Origin of the sequence: Alicyclobacillus contaminans DSM 17975, assembly GCF_000429525.1 — a bacterium.
Taxonomy (GTDB): Bacteria; Bacillota; Bacilli; order Alicyclobacillales; family Alicyclobacillaceae; genus Alicyclobacillus_A; species Alicyclobacillus_A contaminans.
In genome coordinates, this window is record NZ_AUCA01000014.1 from 17,328 (window position 1) to 34,443 (window position 17,116).

A 17,116-nucleotide genomic window follows, 5' to 3' on the forward strand; every position below is an offset into this window, starting at 1 on the left:
TCCTCGTATTTTTGCCCACATTATCATCGAGGAATGTCTGGGAGAACAGGGGAGATGGCACCGTGCACACCATGTGGAAAGGATCCATCAGTTTTGGCTTGGTCAACGTGCCCGTGCGCATGTTCGCCGCAACAGAGTCCAAAGATGTGAAGTTTCGGTATCTGCACAAGGAATGCAAAACGCCCATCCAGTACACGCGGACCTGTCCCCGCTGCAATCGTCCCGTCGAATGGGATGAGATTGTACGGGGCTTTGAATACGCCCCAGATCAGTATGTGGTGTTTGATCCAGACGAGCTGTCGGCCGTTCAACGCAAGCGGTCTCAGACCATTGACATCGTCGATTTCGTCGAACTGACCGAGATTGATCCGGTGTATTACGACAAAACCTACTACCTCGCTCCGGAAACGGCCGGCGTTAAAGCATACCGGCTGCTGGAACAGGCGATGGGTCAGACCCACAAAATCGCCATCGCCAAGACAGTGTTGCGCAACCGCGAAACGTTGGCGTGTATTCGGACCGGACCAAACAGCGTCATCATAATGGAGACCCTGTACTGGCCAGATGAGGTGCGCGGTGTGGAGGAACTTCCCAATCTCCGTGCGGAGACCCAAATCACCGCTCAGGAATTGACCATGGCTGTCACGCTGATTGAGCAGATGTCGACCTCGTTTCAACCCGAGAAATACGTGGATGAACATCGGGCTGAGCTCGAGCAGTTGATTGAGCGGAAGGTGGCCAATGACCATGTGACGCAGCCGCCGGCCGCCGCCGCGCGAGCGGACAACATCGTCGATCTCATGCAGGCATTGCAGGAAAGCTTGAACCAAAAGCAGGCAGCGTCTTCGAAGAAAAAGGCGGCCGCCAGCACGCGCCGTCGCACCAAGAAAACTTCGTGAGGACACAGGAGAATCGCACCCGTTTGGTATGGGAGTGACCATCATGGAATTACCCGCAGAGCATCCCGTGCGCATCACACATCCGAAAAAGGTGCTATGGCCAGAGGCGGGCATCACAAAACTCGATCTGCTCCGCTACTATGCGCAGGTCGCACCCGCGCTGTTGTCGTGGCTCCGCGACAGACCCCTCACGGTGATCCGTTACCCGAATGGCATTCACGGCCATTCGTTTTTTCAAAAGGACGCGCCGCAGGGCAGGCCGGAGTGGGTCAGGACGCATGCCGTGTGGTCCGAAGAGAAACGGCGACATATTGACTGCGTGATTGTGGATTCGGTGGCGACGCTCTTGTGGCTCGGCAATCTGGGGTGTCTGGAGCTGCACGTGGGGTTCACGACAGCGGCACGGCCCGAGGAACCCACTCACGTTGCCTTTGATCTCGATCCGTCCGTCCCCGGTTTCGAACCGGTTCGCACGGTCGCCCTTGGCCTGCATCAATTGCTTCAACGACTGAACCTTCCCAGTGTGTGCAAGACCTCCGGTGCATCCGGCCTACAGGTGTTCATCAAGCTGGCCGAAGGTCACACGTACGAGCATACGCGCGTGTTCACGCGCGCCGTTGCCGAATATCTCCAGCATCAGTTTCCTTCCCTGGTGACATTAGAGCGTCTTACCCGAAACCGCAGACACAAAGTGTACGTGGATTATCCGCAACACGGCCGCCACCGCACGCTGATTGCGGCCTACAGCCCGCGCGCCGCCGAGCAGGCCACCGTATCGACCCCGCTCTCGTGGCGGGAACTCGAACAAGGCGCGCTGCCTACCGACTACACGCTTCGGAACGTGCCCACCCGGCTGAAATTGACGGGCGATTTGATGACCCAATTGGAACCCGTGTCTCTGCGCGACATCTCCGCGTACCTGGAACGCGCCGGCGTTTTTTCCTGAACGCTGTGGAAGCCGACCGGGCCTTCACGTATAATCGGATGAAGAAGACGGGGAGGAAGGGATTACGCTTGTCTGTAAAATTTGCAATCATCGGTGGTACCGGCGTATATCGGCAGGACATGCTGGAAAATGCGGAGACCACCGTGTTGGATACACCGTACGGGCAAGCTCAGGCGACGCTCGGTACATACCGCGGCAATACCGTCGCGTTCATGCCGCGGCACGGGACGGGACACAGCATTCCGCCGCACCGCATCAATTATCGCGCGAATCTGTGGGCACTCAAATCGTTGGGCGTGGAACAGATTTTCGCGACTGCCGCGGTCGGTTCACTGCAGTTGGATGTGGCCCCCGGCAGCCTGGTCCTGGTCGACGACTTTCTGGATTGGACGAAACAACGAACTCAGACATTTTTTGAAGATGGACAAGTGGTGCACGTGGACATGACCGATCCGTACTGCAACCGTCTGCGTAGTCACCTGCGCAATACCGCGCATGAACTCGGTCTGTCGCTGCACGACGGGGGGACCTACGTGTGCACGGATGGTCCTCGCTTCGAAACCCGTGCGGAGATTCGAATGTACCAGTCGCTTGGAGCTGCGGTGGTTGGTATGACCACCGCGCCGGAGGTTGTCCTGGCCAAGGAGCTTGAGATGTGTTATGCGACCGTGGCCATGGTCACCAACTATTGCACGGGAATCAGCCGACAGGCGTTGACCGTTGACGAAGTGGTGCAAACCATGAACGAGAATGCCCATCAGCTGCAGCGCCTGTTCTTCACGGCCTTGGAAACCATCGATGCAAAGCGGGACTGCAGCTGTGGCCACGCCGTGGCTGGGCAGATGCCGCTGACCGGAGCCAATGCCAGCGAGCAGGAGGGAAGACATTGACGTTGCGAGCCATTCACTGGACGGGAAATACCTTGGAACTGCTGGATCAAACGCGGCTCCCGCACGAGGAGGCGTGGATTCGCTGCAATCGGGCAGAGAATGTGGCCACAGCCATTGTGGACATGAAAGTTCGCGGCGCGCCGGCGATTGCCATTTCCGCCGCCTACGCTGTGGCGCTGGAAGCCATCCAGCATCGGCATCTATCCGTCGCAGCGATGCGCGAAGCGCTGATGCAGACCATTGAACGGATGTGTCAGACGCGGCCCACCGCCGTCAACCTGTTCGCGGCGATGCGCACCATGTCCGACGTGGTGCAGTCCGAAGTGACGGACGCGGACGACCTGCTTCAGCGGGTGGTGTCCACCGCAGAACGGCTCGCGCAAGAGGACGTCAAAACCAATCGCGCCATCGGCCGACACGGCGCCGAGCTATTTCTCGGCCCAGTGCAGGTCCTCACGCATTGCAACACCGGATCACTCGCCACGGTGGAGTACGGCACGGCCCTCGGAGTCATCCGCGCGTTGGCCGATCAGGGCCGCTTGACTCACGTGTACGTGGACGAGACGCGCCCGTACCTGCAGGGAGCCCGGCTGACCGCATATGAACTCAGCCACGAAGGGATTCCGCACACGCTGATTACCGACAGTATGGCCGCGCACATGATGAAACAGGGCAAGGTGGACGCCGTGATTGTGGGGGCAGACCGGATTGCGGCGAACGGTGACACTGCCAACAAGATTGGAACGTATGGCTTGGCTGTGCTCGCAAAGCACCATCAGATTCCTTTCTACGTGGCCGCGCCGCTCAGCACGTTTGACATGAAGACGCTGTCTGGCGAGCAGATCCCGATTGAAGAGCGCCGCGGCGAGGAAGTCACAGAGCTCGGCGGCGTGCGAATTGCCCCTGTGACCACACGGGCGGCCCATCCGGCGTTCGATGTGACACCGCACGAACTGATCACCGCCATCATCACCGAAGTAGGCGTGATTCATCGACCGACCGAGCATTCGGTGCGGGAGACATGGATGAAAGCGGGGGATACGGTATGAGCCAATCCGTTCTGATGGAAGTGGGCGCACTGATTCAGTCGGCCGGGCAAGTGATGCACGAGCCGGCGTATTTGTTGATTCGAGACGGCATCATCGCCGAAGTTGGGCGTGGACGATATGCTGGGCCGCGCGAGGGTTTGACAATCTATCGGAGACCGCAGGCACTCGCCATGCCGGGGTTGGTGAATGCGCACGGACACGCGGCTATGACGTTGTTGCGCGGTGTCGGCGACGACCTGCCGTTGATGACATGGCTGGAGGAGCGCATGTTTCCCAATGAAGCCAAGCTGACCGAAGATGCCATCTATTGGGGCACGCTGTTGGCCTGCTGGGAGATGATTCAATCCGGAACCACCTGTTTCACCGATATGTACTTTATGATGCACAGCGCAGCGCGCGCGGTGGAGGAGTCTGGTCTGCGAGCGGTCTTGTCCTGGGGGATGGTGGGCATGGACGCCACATCGTATCAGCAGGGGATTCGCAACTCCCGGGCATTCATCGGCCAGTGGAACGGGCGGGCCAACGGTCGTATCACTACCACGCTGGGACCCCATGCGCCGTACACCTGTCCGCCAGACCATCTGGCGATGGTGGCAGAGTTGTCGGCCGAATTGGATGTGCCCATCCAAATTCATCTATCCGAGACCAAGGTGGAAGTGGACAACAGCCTGCGAGACTACGGGCGCTCCCCCATTGCGCACGCAGCCGCTTGCGGTTTGTTCGAGCGCCCCGTGTTGGCCGCGCACTGCGTGCATGTGTCCACGGAGGACATTGACCTATTGCTCCAACACGACGTGCGCGTCGCCCATAATCCGCAGAGCAACCTCAAGCTCGGTTCCGGAGTGGCACCTGTAGTCGCCATGAAGCAGGCGGGCCTCACGGTCGGACTGGGTACGGATGGCGCCGCGAGCAATAACAATTTGGATATGTTTGAAGAGATGCGGCTCGCCGCCACGCTGCACAAAGGTGTGCTTCAGGACGCCACCGCCATCCCCGCAGCCACCGCGTTCGCCATGGCGACCGAAGACAGCGCGCGCAGCGTGTTCTTGCCATCCGGTCACGGTACGTTGACCGCGGGGGCGAAGGCGGACATCACACTGTTGGATTTGAACAGCACGCACTTCCAACCCACGTTTGACCTGCTGTCGAACGTGGTGTACGCGGCCGGGGCGGATGACGTCACAGATGTCTTCGTCGACGGACAGCCGCTGTTGCTTCATCGCGAGCCCGTCACGCTGGATACGGAACGAATTCGCTACGAGGTGCGCGCCATCCAGGAGAAACTGTTGCGGTAACGGGATTCAATGGTGGCGTTGGCTCAGGCTCGAAACAGGGAATTGCGCAGCCCCACGTGCACGGTTGGGTGATTCAGGCAGAGTGTGCAAGCCAACGCCTCCAGCCACAGATCCCGCTCGGCGCAGCGCATCAAACCGTCCTCCGGTGACGTGTCATGTGCGGCTGCACCGGGTGCGGTGGCGTCGCCTGTGTTCGATTTGGTGCGAACAACCCGTATCGGCATATGACGTGCACCTCCTCGCGTAATACTCGTAGTATCCGCGCGGTGATTGTGCATCATGTCGGCGGATTGATGGCAGGAGAGGAGACAATCCATGCGAATACTGATCAGCAACGATGACGGCATCCATGCGGAAGGGATTCGCGCCCTGGCCGAAGCGGTGCACAGTCTCGGTGAAGTGGTGGTGGTGGCGCCGGATGTCCAGCGCAGTGCTTCCAGCCACGGCATCACACTGTTTCAACGCCTGTACGTGGAGGAAGTCCAGCTCGGCATCCCGGGTGCAACCGCGTATTCTGTCTCCGGAACGCCCGTGGACTGCGTCAAGTGGGCGGTGGCCCAGTTGGGCCAGCAGCGCCCATTCGATTTGGTGCTGTCCGGAATCAATGAAGGGCAGAATTTGGCGACGGATGTTCTCTATTCCGGCACATTGGCCGCCGCCGGGGAAGGCGCGCTGCACGGTGTGCCCGCGGTTGCTTTCTCCCTGACTGGACCGCCGTTTCCCTATGCGGACGCGGCGGCAGCGGCCCGGCGCATTGTGGATGCCGTGCTTTCGGTGCCCTTTCCCCCCGATACGTTTCTCAGCGTCAATTTTCCGGCGAAGGACATCGCATCCGCGCCCTGGCGGGTGGTTCCGTTGGGAGCGCGCAGCTACCAGGATATCTTCGCGCAGCGCACGGACGAGTCCGGGCGGGTGTATTACCGGTACACAGGCGAAGCGCTGGACGAGAACGCCGCGTCGGAAACGGATGTACATGCTGTCAATGAAGGGGCCATCAGCATCACGCCGCTGACGTACCGTTTTACAAACGAAGCGATGATTGCTACGCTGAAGATGACCTTGGGAACACACTCCGATGGACGGGTGAATTCATAATGGACGACAAGATGACTGTGATAGGTACCCATGTCTGCACAGCCACGGACGATTTATATCAGCTGGTGGATTTCTTGAACCGGAACTTGAAAGACAAGAACGTAATCTTCGGATTGTCGAAACATCAGGAACAGGAAGGGAAGATGTTGCTCACGTTGTATCGAGCATAGAGGCCATGAGCAAGTGGAGAATCTGGTTTTGGAGCGTGTTCGTCGTCATTTGTATGGTGTTGATTGCCCTGGTCAGCGCGATTTGGAACAATTTATCGAGTGAGTGGAACGTGGAGGAAGTGGCCGCGCAGGCCGCTTTAAACCAATCTCCCATCGACCACATTCTGCGACACGACGTGTTCACCGGTGCAGATGTCCAAGAGGTGTTTGTCGGCACCGACGCGTTCGGTCGGACGTGGGATGTGTTTGTGTACGGATCGCCATTTCAGGTGCACGCGGTTCCGGCGTCCACGGTTCTGTCTCCAGATGCGATTTTGAAGCGCACGGCTGTCGCAGCGCTGCATCCCACAGCCGTACACCTCGGCTATTTGGATGCCGGCGAGCAGCGCAAGCTCAACACATCGACGCATGTGGTGTATGAAATCGAGCACCGTAACAGCAAAGGATTGATTTTCTACACGTACGTGGATGCAACGTCCGGTAAGTTGTTAGCTACGTATTAAATCCTACGCGAGTCGTTTGACAGGACAGGGTCCATGTCAAAGGAAATATGTGCTGTCTACATAACGTGACTGACATGCTATACTGATTGCGATATCCTGCGCGCAAGGAGGCGGTGAACTGTTGACACGCATACGCCTCATTCCGGTAGTCGTCATCGCCTTGGTCAGCCTGCTGGTTTTGTTCGGCGGCTGGTGGGCATATCGAAAATACAATGTCATCAATCCCTTGACGGAATCGCTTCAGCATGTGACCGGCGTTGAAAGCGTACAGGTCAATCCGAGCAGTCCCAGTTCCATTTCGATTCAACTCGGTCCCGTGACGGACCTGCAAACCACCTATCAAACCATCTCCCGTGCCGTGGAGCAGGTGTTTGGATCCGGCTCCAGTGTGGCGATGACCCTTGAAGATCATCGAGACGCCGCACTGACGAATATCTACGAAACAGATATGGCGCCCATCCTTGCGGAAGCCATCCAAAAGGGTGAGTATACGCAGATGGTTGCGATGATCCAGCAGAAGGCGAAGCAGCTCCACGTCACGGCGAAAGTGAGCATGGATGATCAGAACATCTACCTGCAACTGCAACAGGGCAGCTACTATTTGTACCACGTGCGTCGTTATTCCGCACTTCAACAGGGAGGTGGTGTTGCGTGATCAAGGAGTGGCTGGTCGGAGTTGGCTTGGCGGTACTGATTTTTCTGGGGATTTTGGGCCTGAACGTGCTCCCCATTTTCTTTCTGGTCGCCGTATCGGTCGCTTTGTGGTACGTCATGGACAGGCGATCCGCGGCCCCCACGGCCGTTCGCGAGGCGTCCGTGCGGCCGCGCGTTTCGTTTGACGAAATCGGCGGTCAGGAACATGCCAAGCGCGAATTGATGGAGGCGCTCGACTTCCTGAAGTATCGGGACAAAATCAAGACGCTCGGTATTCGCCCTTTGAAGGGGATTTTGCTCACGGGACCTCCTGGCACCGGAAAAACCCTGATGGCCAAAGCAGCGGCGACGTATACCGACTCTATCTTTCTTTCCGCTTCGGGCAGCGAGTTTGTGGAAATGTACGTGGGCGTCGGTGCGCAGCGCGTGCGCGATCTGTTTCGCCGGGCGCGGACACAAGCCAAGAAAGAGAACAAGGACAGCGCCATCATCTTCATCGATGAAATTGATGTGCTCGGTGCGCGGCGCGGTCAGCACAGCCATCAGGAATATGACCAAACGTTGAATCAGCTGTTGACGGAGATGGACGGCATGTCCACCACGCAGTCTCCGCTGGTGCTGGTGATGGCGGCCACCAACCGTCCCGATATGTTGGACAGCGCGCTGTTGCGCCCAGGTCGATTCGACCGGCAGATCAAGGTTGACCTCCCGGATAAAGAGGGACGGTTGCACATCCTGCAAATTCAGACCAAAGACAAGCCGCTGGCCGATGATGTGAACCTGGAGCACATCGCCAAGGAGACCTACGGTTTTTCCGGGGCCCAGTTGGAGTCGTTGGTCAACGAAGCGGCCATCATCGCACTGCGACAGGAGAAAACGCAAATTACGCAGGAGATGTTCCGAGACGCGGTGGACAAAGTATTGATGGGCGAAAAGACCGGACGCAAGCCGACCGACGAGGAATTGCATCGCGTGGCCGTCCACGAAATCGGGCACGCCATCGTCAGTGAGTTGATGCGCCCGGGAACGGTCTCTCACATCACCATCGCGCCGCGCGGCAACGCGCTGGGATTCGTTCGCCAAATTCCAGAAAATGATCGGTATTTGTACACCCTGGAGCAGCTTCAGCAACAGATCAATGTGGCACTGGCCGGGTGTTTGGCGGAGGAATTGCACTACGGCAACCGCAGCACGGGTGCGCAAAACGACTTCATGCAGGCGTCTTCGCTGGCGAGGACCATGGTGAAATGCGGCCTGTCCCGCATTGGCATTGTGGACGAAGAGAACCTGCCCGACACCGTGCTCGACACGGAGGTTCGATATATCCTCGGCCAACAGGAGCAGGCGACGCGCGCACTGCTGCAACCGTTCAAGCAGCACATCGCGGAGTTCGCGCAATCGGTGGTGGCGGAAGAGAGCGTGTCGGGAGATGCGTTTCGGGCGTGGCTGCAGCAGGTTCAGCAGTCCGCCCGGGTGGACTGGGCGGTGCCGCTGCCGGCGGGCTTCCACGAAGCGAACGGGACGGCCGTCCCGTCCGCTTGACCAATTGTCATATGATGCGAGAGAGGCAGCTTCGGACGTCCTTTTGGACGGCGCCGGAAGCTGCCTCGGTGTGTTTTCTGGACGGCCGTCGCTGTTCACGATGGGCGTGGGTTTGATATAATTCGAGGGACTGACGTATCTGGAGGGAATCTCTGTGTATCCGGTGACGACGATTCAAGAAATAGGACAATTTGTTGGACAAACCGTAACTTTGCGCGGCTGGTTGTACAACAAGCGCTCAAGCGGCAAGATTCAATTTCTGCAGGTCCGCGATGGAACGGGCGTCATTCAATGTGTCGCGGTCAAGAACGAAGTGGGCGACGAGATATTTGAAAAGTGTTCGAAACTGACCCAGGAGACCTCGCTGGTGGTTCACGGCACCGTCCGCGCGGACGAGCGGGCTGCCGGTGGCTATGAAGTGACCCTGGTGGATGTGGAACCGGTGGGGGGATCGGTCGATTATCCCATCACCCTGAAGGAACACGGTGTCGATTTTCTGTTGGATCACCGCCATTTATGGATTCGCACGCCGCGGCAACGCGCCATCCTGAAAATCCGCGCGGAAGTACAGCGCGCGATGGCGGAGTTCCTCGATGCGGAAGGATTCACGCGGGTCGATCCGCCCGTTTTAACGCCTTCCTCCGCCGAGGGTACCACCGAACTCTTCCACATCAAGTACTTCGACGAAGATGCGTACCTCACGCAGAGCGGCCAGATGTACATGGAAGCTGCGGCGATGGCTCTGGGAAAGGTGTATTCCATGGGCCCCACCTTCCGCGCCGAACGCTCGAAAACCCGGAGACATCTGATTGAATTTTGGATGATTGAACCGGAGATGGCTTATTTCACACACGAGGACAATGTGGCGCTGCAGGAGCGGTTCGTGTCCCACGTGGTTCAGCACACGCTGAAGCACTGCAGCCGCGAGCTGGAAACCATCGGTCGCGACGTGAGCAAGTTGGAGCGCGTGACCGCGCCTTTCCCGCGGATGACGTACGACGAAGCGGTGGAGTGGCTGCAGAAGCAGGGCCATGACATTCAGTGGGGCGACGATTTCGGCGCGCCGCACGAAACAGCGCTCGCGGAGCAATTTGACCGCCCGGTGTTCATTGAGAGGTACCCAACCGCGCTCAAGGCGTTCTACATGCAGCCGGACCCCGCGCGGCCAGAGGTGGTCCTGTGTGCAGACCTGCTGGCACCGGAGGGCTATGGCGAAATCATCGGCGGCAGCGAGCGCATCCATGACTACGACCTGATGAAACAGCGGTTTGAGGAACACCACCTGCCGGAGGCATCGTACGGTTGGTATTTGGATCTGCGCAAATACGGCAGCGTGCCCCATTCCGGCTTTGGCATCGGCTTGGAACGGACGGTCGCGTGGATCTGCGGTCTGGAACATGTGCGTGAAGCGAACCCGTTCCCGCGCATGCTGTATCGTCTGTATCCGTGAGAATGCTCCGCCCGAGCAACCGCCTGGGGTTCGGTCGACCAGGCGGTTGTTCCGTTTCGTGATATACTTCATGTATGCGGGAGGGAATGCGGAGTGAAACCGTCGGAGAGAGAGAATGCCAACGCGGATTTTCTGGGAAGTCCATTCTTGTCGCTGCCGCGCGAGTTGATGAAGCGGTACCCGGAATTGAGCATTGGTCCGGCGGAGTTCTTGGTACTCCTCCAAATCATCACATCCATTCAGGTGGATGGGGTCGACTTTCTGACGCCGCAGGAACTCGGTCAGCGGTGCGGCATGGATGCCGACGCCACGGCTGTGCACATGGAGCGGTTGGTGGAACGGGGGCTCCTGTCCATCGGTGAACGAATTGATGACCAACAGACCCACAGCGCTTACTTTGACCTGAAGCCGCTGTGGCAGCGGTTGCGCGGACGAGACCCGCTGACTTCGCCGGTACGGGAGTGGCGCAAGGACGCCATCACCTTGTTCGAAGAAGAGTTTGGGCGTCCATTGTCCTACATGGAGTGCGATCAGATTCGCCAGTGGATGGAACGGGACGGCCACCCGGAATGGTTGATTGTGGAGGCCCTGCGCGAAGCGGTCTTTGCCAATAAATTCAGCTTTCGGTATATCGACAGAGTGCTCTTCGACTGGTATCGCAACGGCGTGCGCACCAAAGCAGAACTGGAAGCGTATCGAGAGAATTACCGCGAGCGCGCCAAGAGTCGAGCTGAGACCGCCGCGTCTCAGGCCTCCAGGTCGGCGGATAAACCGAAAGCGGGGAAAACGCCGAAAAAACCCCAGCACGATGAACGCTATTCCGCCTTCTACCAGTTGTTCCCCGACAGTTGAATCCACAAAGCACGAGATACGGCCGGTCGGCGATGCCGGCCGGCTTGTTTGTATTCTCGTCGCCCATACATAACCCACGGCCCCGAAAGTCATCCTATACGGAGAATGGGACTGGAGGGATGGCCTGTGCTTTGCGTCGCGTTGTACATCATCCAGGCGATGCTGTTGTGCAGCGTGGCCGTCAGGGACGTCAAACATCCGGTGCGTGCACTGGCATGGCTTATCATCGGCATCGTACTGCCGTTCGTCGGAGTGGGGCTCTACTTTGTCCTGTACCGGCGCCTACCCGCCCAAAGCCGCAAACAGACGGGCGAGTCGCCGGGGAAACCGGATTCCACCGAGGTGCCCCCAGCCATTTCCACACCATCCGGTCGCAATATTTGTCGTATTGTCACCCATATGACCCGCGCGCCGGCCGTGCCGGCGGAATGCACCGTTTACAGCGATGGACGGGCGATGTACCACGCGTTGCTGCGCGCGTTGCGACAGGCGAGGCACAGCATCGATTTGGAATTTTATATTTTCCGCGCGGATCATATCGGCATGCGTGTTGTGGATGTCCTGTGCGAACAGGCCCGTGCAGGGGTTCGAGTGCGGTGGATCCGCGATGGCGTCGGCAGCCGATCGCTGCCAAAGGCGGTGGTGGACCGATGCGAAGCGGCGGGCATCCGCTGCCGCGTCTTTTACCCGGTTCGCTTTCCTTGGCTCAGCCCGCGCTTGAACCGTCGGGATCACCGAAAGATTGTGGTGGTGGATGGCGAGCGAGCCTTCGTGGGCGGTATGAATATTGGCGATGAGTACACCGGACAGAAAGATGACGTGGGTCGTTGGCGCGATACGCATCTCCACATCGTGGGCGGCGGTGCGTGCCGCGAGCTCTCGCGCGTGTTCGAACGCGCCTGGACCCTGTCGAGCGAAGAGCGAAGGCGGAATAACCCATCACGCCATCCGAGGGCCGTGACGGATAGGCTTGCGACGGAATTCTCCGCGGAGGTCGCCCCGCCGGCGCACCGGCCGCCGCCATCCTCCACGCATCAGGGGTGGGTACAGACGGTCGACAGCGGACCCGACTATCCGATTCCATCCGTACGCAACCTGTTTTTCGCGGGCCTGACGCAGTCCGAGTCATCGGTGGATATCATCACGCCCTATTTCATTCCGGACACCGATCTGCTCACAGCCATGAAGGTGGCCGTGCACAAGGGGGTTCGCGTTCGTCTGCTGGTACCGGAGCAGCCGGATCACGCGGCGGTGGGATACGTCTCCAGAACGTTTTATCCGGAACTGCTGCGGGCCGGCATCGACGTGTATCTGTACCAAGAAGGCGTGCTGCATGCGAAAGTGATGATCATTGACGGAGAAACCTGCGTGCTTGGCGCAGCAAATTACGACCTGCGGTCGTTCCGCACCAACTATGAGGTATGCCAGGTGGTGTACAGCCAAGCGCTGGCGAATTATCTGGAGCGTCAGTTTGAGGCAGATCTGCAGCGGAGCACACCGCTGAACGCGCGCTGGCTCGCGAACATCCCCCCTTGGCAGCGGCCGGTGGAGCGCGTGGCTCGACTGTTTGCGCCGCTGCTGTAACGGCGTCCACGGCACGGTGCGATTTACAGGAATCTCCTGATTACATCCCACCCGAGTCGGGTAACTGTTAAATGGCGCAGCAAATCGTTGACTGCGAATCCGGTGCGCCAAGATCTTCGACAGGGGGGTCCATCATGACGGTTGCAACCCAGGTGAAGCAAACATTGGCCGGCCTCAAGAGCGCGCAGGCAAGTTTGGAGACATTCGCACTGCAAACCCAAAACCAGCAGGCAAAGCAATGCTATACGGATGCGGCCAATCAGACCCAGGCCATCATCACGTCGTTGGAACAGCGGGTTCAGCAGCTGGAAGCGGAAGAACCGCAGTATCAAGGATTCTGATGCAGTGTGAGCCCTCGCCGCCGGTGAACTGGGGCGAGGGCTCGCCTGGCTTCACGGGGAAACGAGGGGTGAGACATCCGTGCAACCATTCGGTCTGTTGTTGATCCGCACCATCGTCGCGTTCGTACTGACCGTCGCGGCCGGCCGCTTCTTGGGCCAACCGTTGAAAGTGTTGGCGGGTATCGGGCTTGCGGTGATGGCCGCGTGGACGGTGGTCAACCCCGGCGGATCGGTCTACTACGGATTGACCGCCATAGTCGCTTGGACGCTGCTCTATGTCGCCGTCCAGTACCTCACGCTGAAATCTCTTGGCTTTCGAAACCTGGTCTCCGGGAAGTCCACCCCTCTCGTCGCGGGCGGAAAGGTATTGGACGAAAATCTTCGCAAGTCGAGGATGACCGTGGACGATGTGGTGTCCATGTTGCGCGCAAAGGATGCCTTTAAACTGGCCGACGTTGAATTTGCCGCCATGGAGCCGGACGGAAGTCTGAGTGTCCTGCTCAAGTCGGATGTGCAACCGTTGACGCCCAAATCCACCAACCTGTCCATGGCAAACGAGCCAGCGCCGGCGACCGTGATTGTCGACGGAGAGGTCTTGTCAGATGCCTTGGCCAACCTCGGATACACCAGGGCGTGGTTATGGGAGCAGATACAGGCCAAGGGCGCCCATTCGTGGAATGACGTGTTCCTGGCCCAGGTGGACGGCCGGGGCAATGTGTATGTGGACCTGTACAACGATTTGCAACCGCAGCCGCCGGATCAGCCGGATCCTCGTCGCGTGGTGTTGGCCAACTTAAAAAAATTTCAAGCCGATTTGGAGTCGTTCAGCCTGCAGACAGCCAACCCCTCCGCGAAAGCCGCATACGCAGAACACGCCCAACGTCTGGCGCAAGTCATCCAACGTTTGCAGCCGTACCTGCGGTGACGCAATCCCCCCATCGCACCTACGGCTGTGGGCCGCCTCCCGAAAAGTCGCTTGACTTTTCGTCTTCAGCAATAAACGCTTTAGTGGGTAAAATAATCATTGGCCGAACGGGAGGAAATTCTTCGTGAGCACTCGACGACTATTGGTATTGAATCTGGTCATCATCTTGCTCATCGTTGTGGCTGGATTCGTCGGTTATTACTTCTACAACCAATCGACCCTGTACCTGAAGACGGACAACGCCCAGGTCACCGGGCAACAGGTGACGATTGCCGCACCCGCGACCGGCAAACTGGTATCCTGGAAAGGAACCAATGGCGCGACATTCAACGCGGATGACACCGTTGGGACGGTGGAAGTGCAACAGAACGGGAAAACGGTGGATATCCCCGTGACCATTCCCGCCAACGGGACGATTGTGCAAAACTCAGCGGTGCAAAACGAAATCGTGGCGGCGGGAACGCCCCTTGCATACGCCTATGACATGCACAACCTGTGGGTGACGGCCAACATCAAGGAGACCCAGATCACGGACGTGAAAGTGGGGCAGAACGTGGACGTGTACGTCGATGCCGATCCGGGCGTGACCATCAAGGGAACCGTCAGCAGCATCGGCCTCGCCACGGCGAACACGTTCAGCTTGTTGCCGCAGTCCAATACATCCGCGAACTACACGAAGGTGACGCAGGTCATTCCGGTCACAATTTCCATCAGCGGCAGCCAGGGAGAACTGGTACCAGGCATGAGCGCAACGGTCCGGATTCACAAATAAGGGGTGTCGGCCTTGGCAAAGCACGAAGTGAGGACAACCAAAGCGCGTGAAGCGCCCAACCACAGAATGGTCATTCTCATGGTTCTGTTGTTGGGTGTGTTCGTGGCCATCCTGAACCAGACCTTGCTCAACGTCGCGATACCGCACCTGATGACGGCGTTCAACGTCTCGGCGGACACGGTGCAATGGCTGTCCACCGCCTACATGTTGACCACCGGGGTGCTGGTGCCGCTCAGCGCATTTTTGATTGGCACTTTCACCACCCGGCAACTGTTCATCATATCGATGGTGCTGTTCACTGCGGGATCGTTCATCTGCAGCATTTCGCCGACATTCGGCGTCATGCTGCTGGGACGCATCACGCAGGCCGCCGGCGGCGGTGTGATGATGCCGCTCATGATGACGGTCATTTTGGATCTCTTTCCACCGCAGACGCGTGGGAAAGCGATGGGAACGATGGCGATTGCTCTGTTTTTCGCGCCGGCCATCGGTCCGACCCTGTCCGGCTGGATGATAGAACACTGGAGCTGGCGCCTGTTGTTCTACGTTGTCATCCCCATCGCCCTGATTGACCTGGTGATGGCGGTGTTTCTCCTGCCCAATGTGGAAACGCCGGGGAAAAAGCCGAAACTGGATGCGTGGGGGGCCATCACGTCCATCATTGGCTTCAGCACGTTGTTGTATGGCTTCAGTGAGGCGGGCAGCAAAGGATGGAGCGATTCGGTTGTCATCAGTTCCATCTCCATCGGCGTGGTGTTCGTGATTCTGTTCATCGTTCAGGAAGTCAGATCACAAAACCCCATGCTGAACCTGCGCGTGTTCCGCTTCGATATATTCACGTTGACGACGGTCGTGGGCGCACTCATCAACATGGCCATGTTTGGAGCCATGATACTGACGCCCATTTACATGCAGAACATTCGCGGCTTCACGCCGCTGCAATCCGGCTTGGCCATGCTCCCGGGAGCGCTCTTGATGGGTATCATGTCGCCCATCTCCGGAGCCCTCTTTGACCGCTTGGGCGCGCGGCCGCTCGCCGTCATCGGCTTGCTCATCACGGCCATCACCACCTGGCAGTTCACGAAGTTGACCAGTGACACGTCGTATGCGCACGTGATGTGGCTGTACACCTTCCGCATGTTCGGGATGTCTTTCATCGCCATGACCATTCAGACGGCGGGGCTGAACCAGTTGCCGAGAGAATACTACAGCCACGGTACGGCGGCATCGAACACGGCGCGACAGGTGGCATCGTCGCTGGGGACCGCCATTCTCGTCTCGGTCATGACGACGCGGACGCAGGTTCATTATGCGGATTACCAGAATGTCGTGACCATCAACAATCCGCATTTGGCTCAGAACCTGGCCATGTTGTCTCAAGGTTTCGCAGTCAAGATGGGACTGCCGACCGCTGCGGGTCAGAGCGTCACCGATTACTTGCTGTACAGTCTAGCCATGCAACAATCGACGATTGAAGGGATTAACGACGCGTTCTGGTGGGCGACCATCGGAACCATCATCGCCCTGATTCTGTCGCTGTTCATTCGTCGCGTGAAATTTTCTGCCGTACGAACACAGCCACCGAAACCAGCCATTGACGACAGCGCGCCGCGGAAGTATCTCAACGAAACGAGAGCCGATGCCGCCGCAAAAGTGTAAACGCAGCCGCGGGGAGGGGGTGAAGGGATTTGGCATTTGTGATCGGCTTCACCGCCCTGGTGGTGGTGGTTGGCGCCATACTCATCATCATCAATCTCAAAGCGGCCGCCCTGGACGAAGAAGACGCGCAGCAGCAAGCAGCTTCACCCATCCTGCTGCCGCCGGGGTCCCAGTCTGACCAACCAGGTGCACCCGACGACGGGGAGAATCCCCGTCGCGCGCCTGACCTCTCAACGCATGGTGAGCTCGGCGACGGCGTTTTGAACCAAAAATCCTAAGGGTACCAGACTCTCCAAATTACCATGACCTTCCCCGGCGCTACGCCGGGGCGGCATGCCCTTTCTTTTTTTCAGATCTTGCCAACCACTTCTCATCAATGTCTAATGTGCTTGTCATACCCTCCCAAACAGGGCACCCTGAAAGTATCCATCAGATGAAGGCTCGGTCCGAACGGCACGTTGCCATCGGTGGCCATCGGGCCGGATACAGG

At 58.6% G+C, this 17,116-nt stretch carries 19 protein-coding genes; 18 read left to right on the forward strand and 1 reads right to left on the reverse strand.

From position 1 onward, the window contains the following. The first annotated feature begins 71 nt into the window (after positions 1 to 71). The 5 genes from ku (at position 72) to G463_RS0107490 (ending at position 5,079) form a co-directional block, all read left to right on the forward strand. The gene (ku, locus tag G463_RS0107470; protein ID WP_245575724.1) at positions 72 to 899 is read left to right on the forward strand and encodes a non-homologous end joining protein Ku; all 828 of its coding nucleotides are present in this window, start codon (positions 72 to 74) and stop codon (positions 897 to 899) included. A gap of 43 nt (positions 900 to 942) precedes the next feature. Next, positions 943 to 1,845, forward strand: coding sequence for a non-homologous end-joining DNA ligase (ligD, locus tag G463_RS19300; protein WP_051322067.1), 903 nt, complete (start codon positions 943 to 945; stop codon positions 1,843 to 1,845). 68 nt (positions 1,846 to 1,913) lie between these two features. Beyond that, positions 1,914 to 2,735 (forward strand): S-methyl-5'-thioadenosine phosphorylase, encoded by an 822-nt coding sequence (mtnP, locus tag G463_RS0107480; protein ID WP_026974671.1) that lies wholly within the window; start codon positions 1,914 to 1,916, stop codon positions 2,733 to 2,735. Then, positions 2,732 to 3,784 carry an S-methyl-5-thioribose-1-phosphate isomerase gene (gene mtnA / locus G463_RS0107485; protein ID WP_342663816.1) on the forward strand — a complete coding sequence of 351 codons (1,053 nt, stop codon included), beginning with the start codon at positions 2,732 to 2,734 and terminating at the stop codon, positions 3,782 to 3,784. Before mtnP ends, mtnA begins: the two co-directional genes overlap by 4 nt. Then, positions 3,781 to 5,079, forward strand: coding sequence for an amidohydrolase (locus G463_RS0107490; RefSeq protein WP_026974673.1), 1,299 nt, complete (start codon positions 3,781 to 3,783; stop codon positions 5,077 to 5,079). Before mtnA ends, G463_RS0107490 begins: the two co-directional genes overlap by 4 nt. A 23-nt stretch (positions 5,080 to 5,102) precedes the next feature. On the opposite strand, the gene G463_RS0107495 is transcribed toward G463_RS0107490, so the two are convergent. After that, complete coding sequence (locus tag G463_RS0107495) at positions 5,103 to 5,303, reverse strand: hypothetical protein (protein ID WP_026974674.1); 201 nt, start codon at positions 5,301 to 5,303, stop codon at positions 5,103 to 5,105. A 91-nt stretch (positions 5,304 to 5,394) separates the two neighbouring features. On the opposite strand from G463_RS0107495, the gene surE reads away from it, so the two are divergent. The 13 genes from surE (at position 5,395) to G463_RS0107560 (ending at position 16,904) form a co-directional block, all read left to right on the forward strand. Further along, positions 5,395 to 6,174, forward strand: a complete 780-nt coding sequence (gene surE, locus G463_RS0107500) for a 5'/3'-nucleotidase SurE (RefSeq protein ID WP_026974675.1) — start codon at positions 5,395 to 5,397, stop codon at positions 6,172 to 6,174. Further along, complete coding sequence (locus G463_RS22245) at positions 6,174 to 6,344, forward strand: YpmA family protein (protein WP_084171355.1); 171 nt, start codon at positions 6,174 to 6,176, stop codon at positions 6,342 to 6,344. Before surE ends, G463_RS22245 begins: the two co-directional genes overlap by 1 nt. A gap of 5 nt (positions 6,345 to 6,349) precedes the next feature. Next, positions 6,350 to 6,847: a hypothetical protein gene (locus G463_RS0107510; protein WP_026974676.1), complete on the forward strand. Its 498-nt coding sequence runs from the start codon at positions 6,350 to 6,352 to the stop codon at positions 6,845 to 6,847. 121 nt (positions 6,848 to 6,968) lie between these two features. Beyond that, positions 6,969 to 7,502: a hypothetical protein gene (locus G463_RS0107515; RefSeq protein WP_026974677.1), complete on the forward strand. Its 534-nt coding sequence runs from the start codon at positions 6,969 to 6,971 to the stop codon at positions 7,500 to 7,502. Next, entirely contained in the window at positions 7,499 to 9,043 is a 1,545-nt protein-coding gene (locus tag G463_RS19305; RefSeq protein WP_084171357.1) for an AAA family ATPase, read from the forward strand. Before G463_RS0107515 ends, G463_RS19305 begins: the two co-directional genes overlap by 4 nt. A gap of 154 nt (positions 9,044 to 9,197) precedes the next feature. Next, positions 9,198 to 10,493: an asparagine--tRNA ligase gene (gene asnS, locus G463_RS0107525; RefSeq protein ID WP_035486203.1), complete on the forward strand. Its 1,296-nt coding sequence runs from the start codon at positions 9,198 to 9,200 to the stop codon at positions 10,491 to 10,493. A gap of 93 nt (positions 10,494 to 10,586) precedes the next feature. Then, positions 10,587 to 11,345 (forward strand): DnaD domain-containing protein, encoded by a 759-nt coding sequence (locus tag G463_RS0107530; RefSeq protein WP_026974679.1) that lies wholly within the window; start codon positions 10,587 to 10,589, stop codon positions 11,343 to 11,345. A 126-nt stretch (positions 11,346 to 11,471) separates the two neighbouring features. Continuing rightward, a complete protein-coding gene (cls, locus tag G463_RS0107535; RefSeq protein ID WP_035486204.1) occupies positions 11,472 to 12,929 on the forward strand; it encodes a cardiolipin synthase in 1,458 nt (485 codons plus the stop codon). 134 nt (positions 12,930 to 13,063) lie between these two features. After that, a complete protein-coding gene (locus G463_RS0107540) occupies positions 13,064 to 13,270 on the forward strand; it encodes a DUF1657 domain-containing protein (protein WP_026974681.1) in 207 nt (68 codons plus the stop codon). 79 nt (positions 13,271 to 13,349) lie between these two features. Further along, positions 13,350 to 14,195: a DUF421 domain-containing protein gene (locus G463_RS0107545; RefSeq protein ID WP_026974682.1), complete on the forward strand. Its 846-nt coding sequence runs from the start codon at positions 13,350 to 13,352 to the stop codon at positions 14,193 to 14,195. Positions 14,196 to 14,319: 124 nt separating this feature from the next. Further along, positions 14,320 to 14,967, forward strand: coding sequence for an HlyD family secretion protein (locus G463_RS0107550; RefSeq protein WP_026974683.1), 648 nt, complete (start codon positions 14,320 to 14,322; stop codon positions 14,965 to 14,967). 66 nt (positions 14,968 to 15,033) lie between these two features. Further along, positions 15,034 to 16,626 carry a DHA2 family efflux MFS transporter permease subunit gene (locus tag G463_RS0107555; protein WP_084171373.1) on the forward strand — a complete coding sequence of 531 codons (1,593 nt, stop codon included), beginning with the start codon at positions 15,034 to 15,036 and terminating at the stop codon, positions 16,624 to 16,626. A gap of 29 nt (positions 16,627 to 16,655) precedes the next feature. Continuing rightward, positions 16,656 to 16,904 (forward strand): hypothetical protein, encoded by a 249-nt coding sequence (locus G463_RS0107560; protein ID WP_026974685.1) that lies wholly within the window; start codon positions 16,656 to 16,658, stop codon positions 16,902 to 16,904. Positions 16,905 to 17,116: the final 212 nt, after the last annotated feature.

Excerpts from the sequence above, each read along its gene's own strand:
- G463_RS0107555 (WP_084171373.1), top strand. The coding sequence starts at position 15,034 with ATGGTCATTCTCATGGTTCTGTTGTTGGGTGTGTTCGTGGCCATCCTG.
- G463_RS0107495 (WP_026974674.1), bottom strand. The coding sequence starts at position 5,303 with ATGCCGATACGGGTTGTTCGCACCAAATCGAACACAGGCGACGCCACC.
- G463_RS0107510 (WP_026974676.1), top strand. The coding sequence starts at position 6,350 with ATGAGCAAGTGGAGAATCTGGTTTTGGAGCGTGTTCGTCGTCATTTGT.
- G463_RS22245 (WP_084171355.1), top strand. The coding sequence starts at position 6,174 with ATGGACGACAAGATGACTGTGATAGGTACCCATGTCTGCACAGCCACG.
- G463_RS0107490 (WP_026974673.1), top strand. The coding sequence starts at position 3,781 with ATGAGCCAATCCGTTCTGATGGAAGTGGGCGCACTGATTCAGTCGGCC.
- ligD (WP_051322067.1), top strand. The coding sequence starts at position 943 with ATGGAATTACCCGCAGAGCATCCCGTGCGCATCACACATCCGAAAAAG.
- ku (WP_245575724.1), top strand. The coding sequence starts at position 72 with ATGTGGAAAGGATCCATCAGTTTTGGCTTGGTCAACGTGCCCGTGCGC.
- surE (WP_026974675.1), top strand. The coding sequence starts at position 5,395 with ATGCGAATACTGATCAGCAACGATGACGGCATCCATGCGGAAGGGATT.
- G463_RS0107540 (WP_026974681.1), top strand. The coding sequence starts at position 13,064 with ATGACGGTTGCAACCCAGGTGAAGCAAACATTGGCCGGCCTCAAGAGC.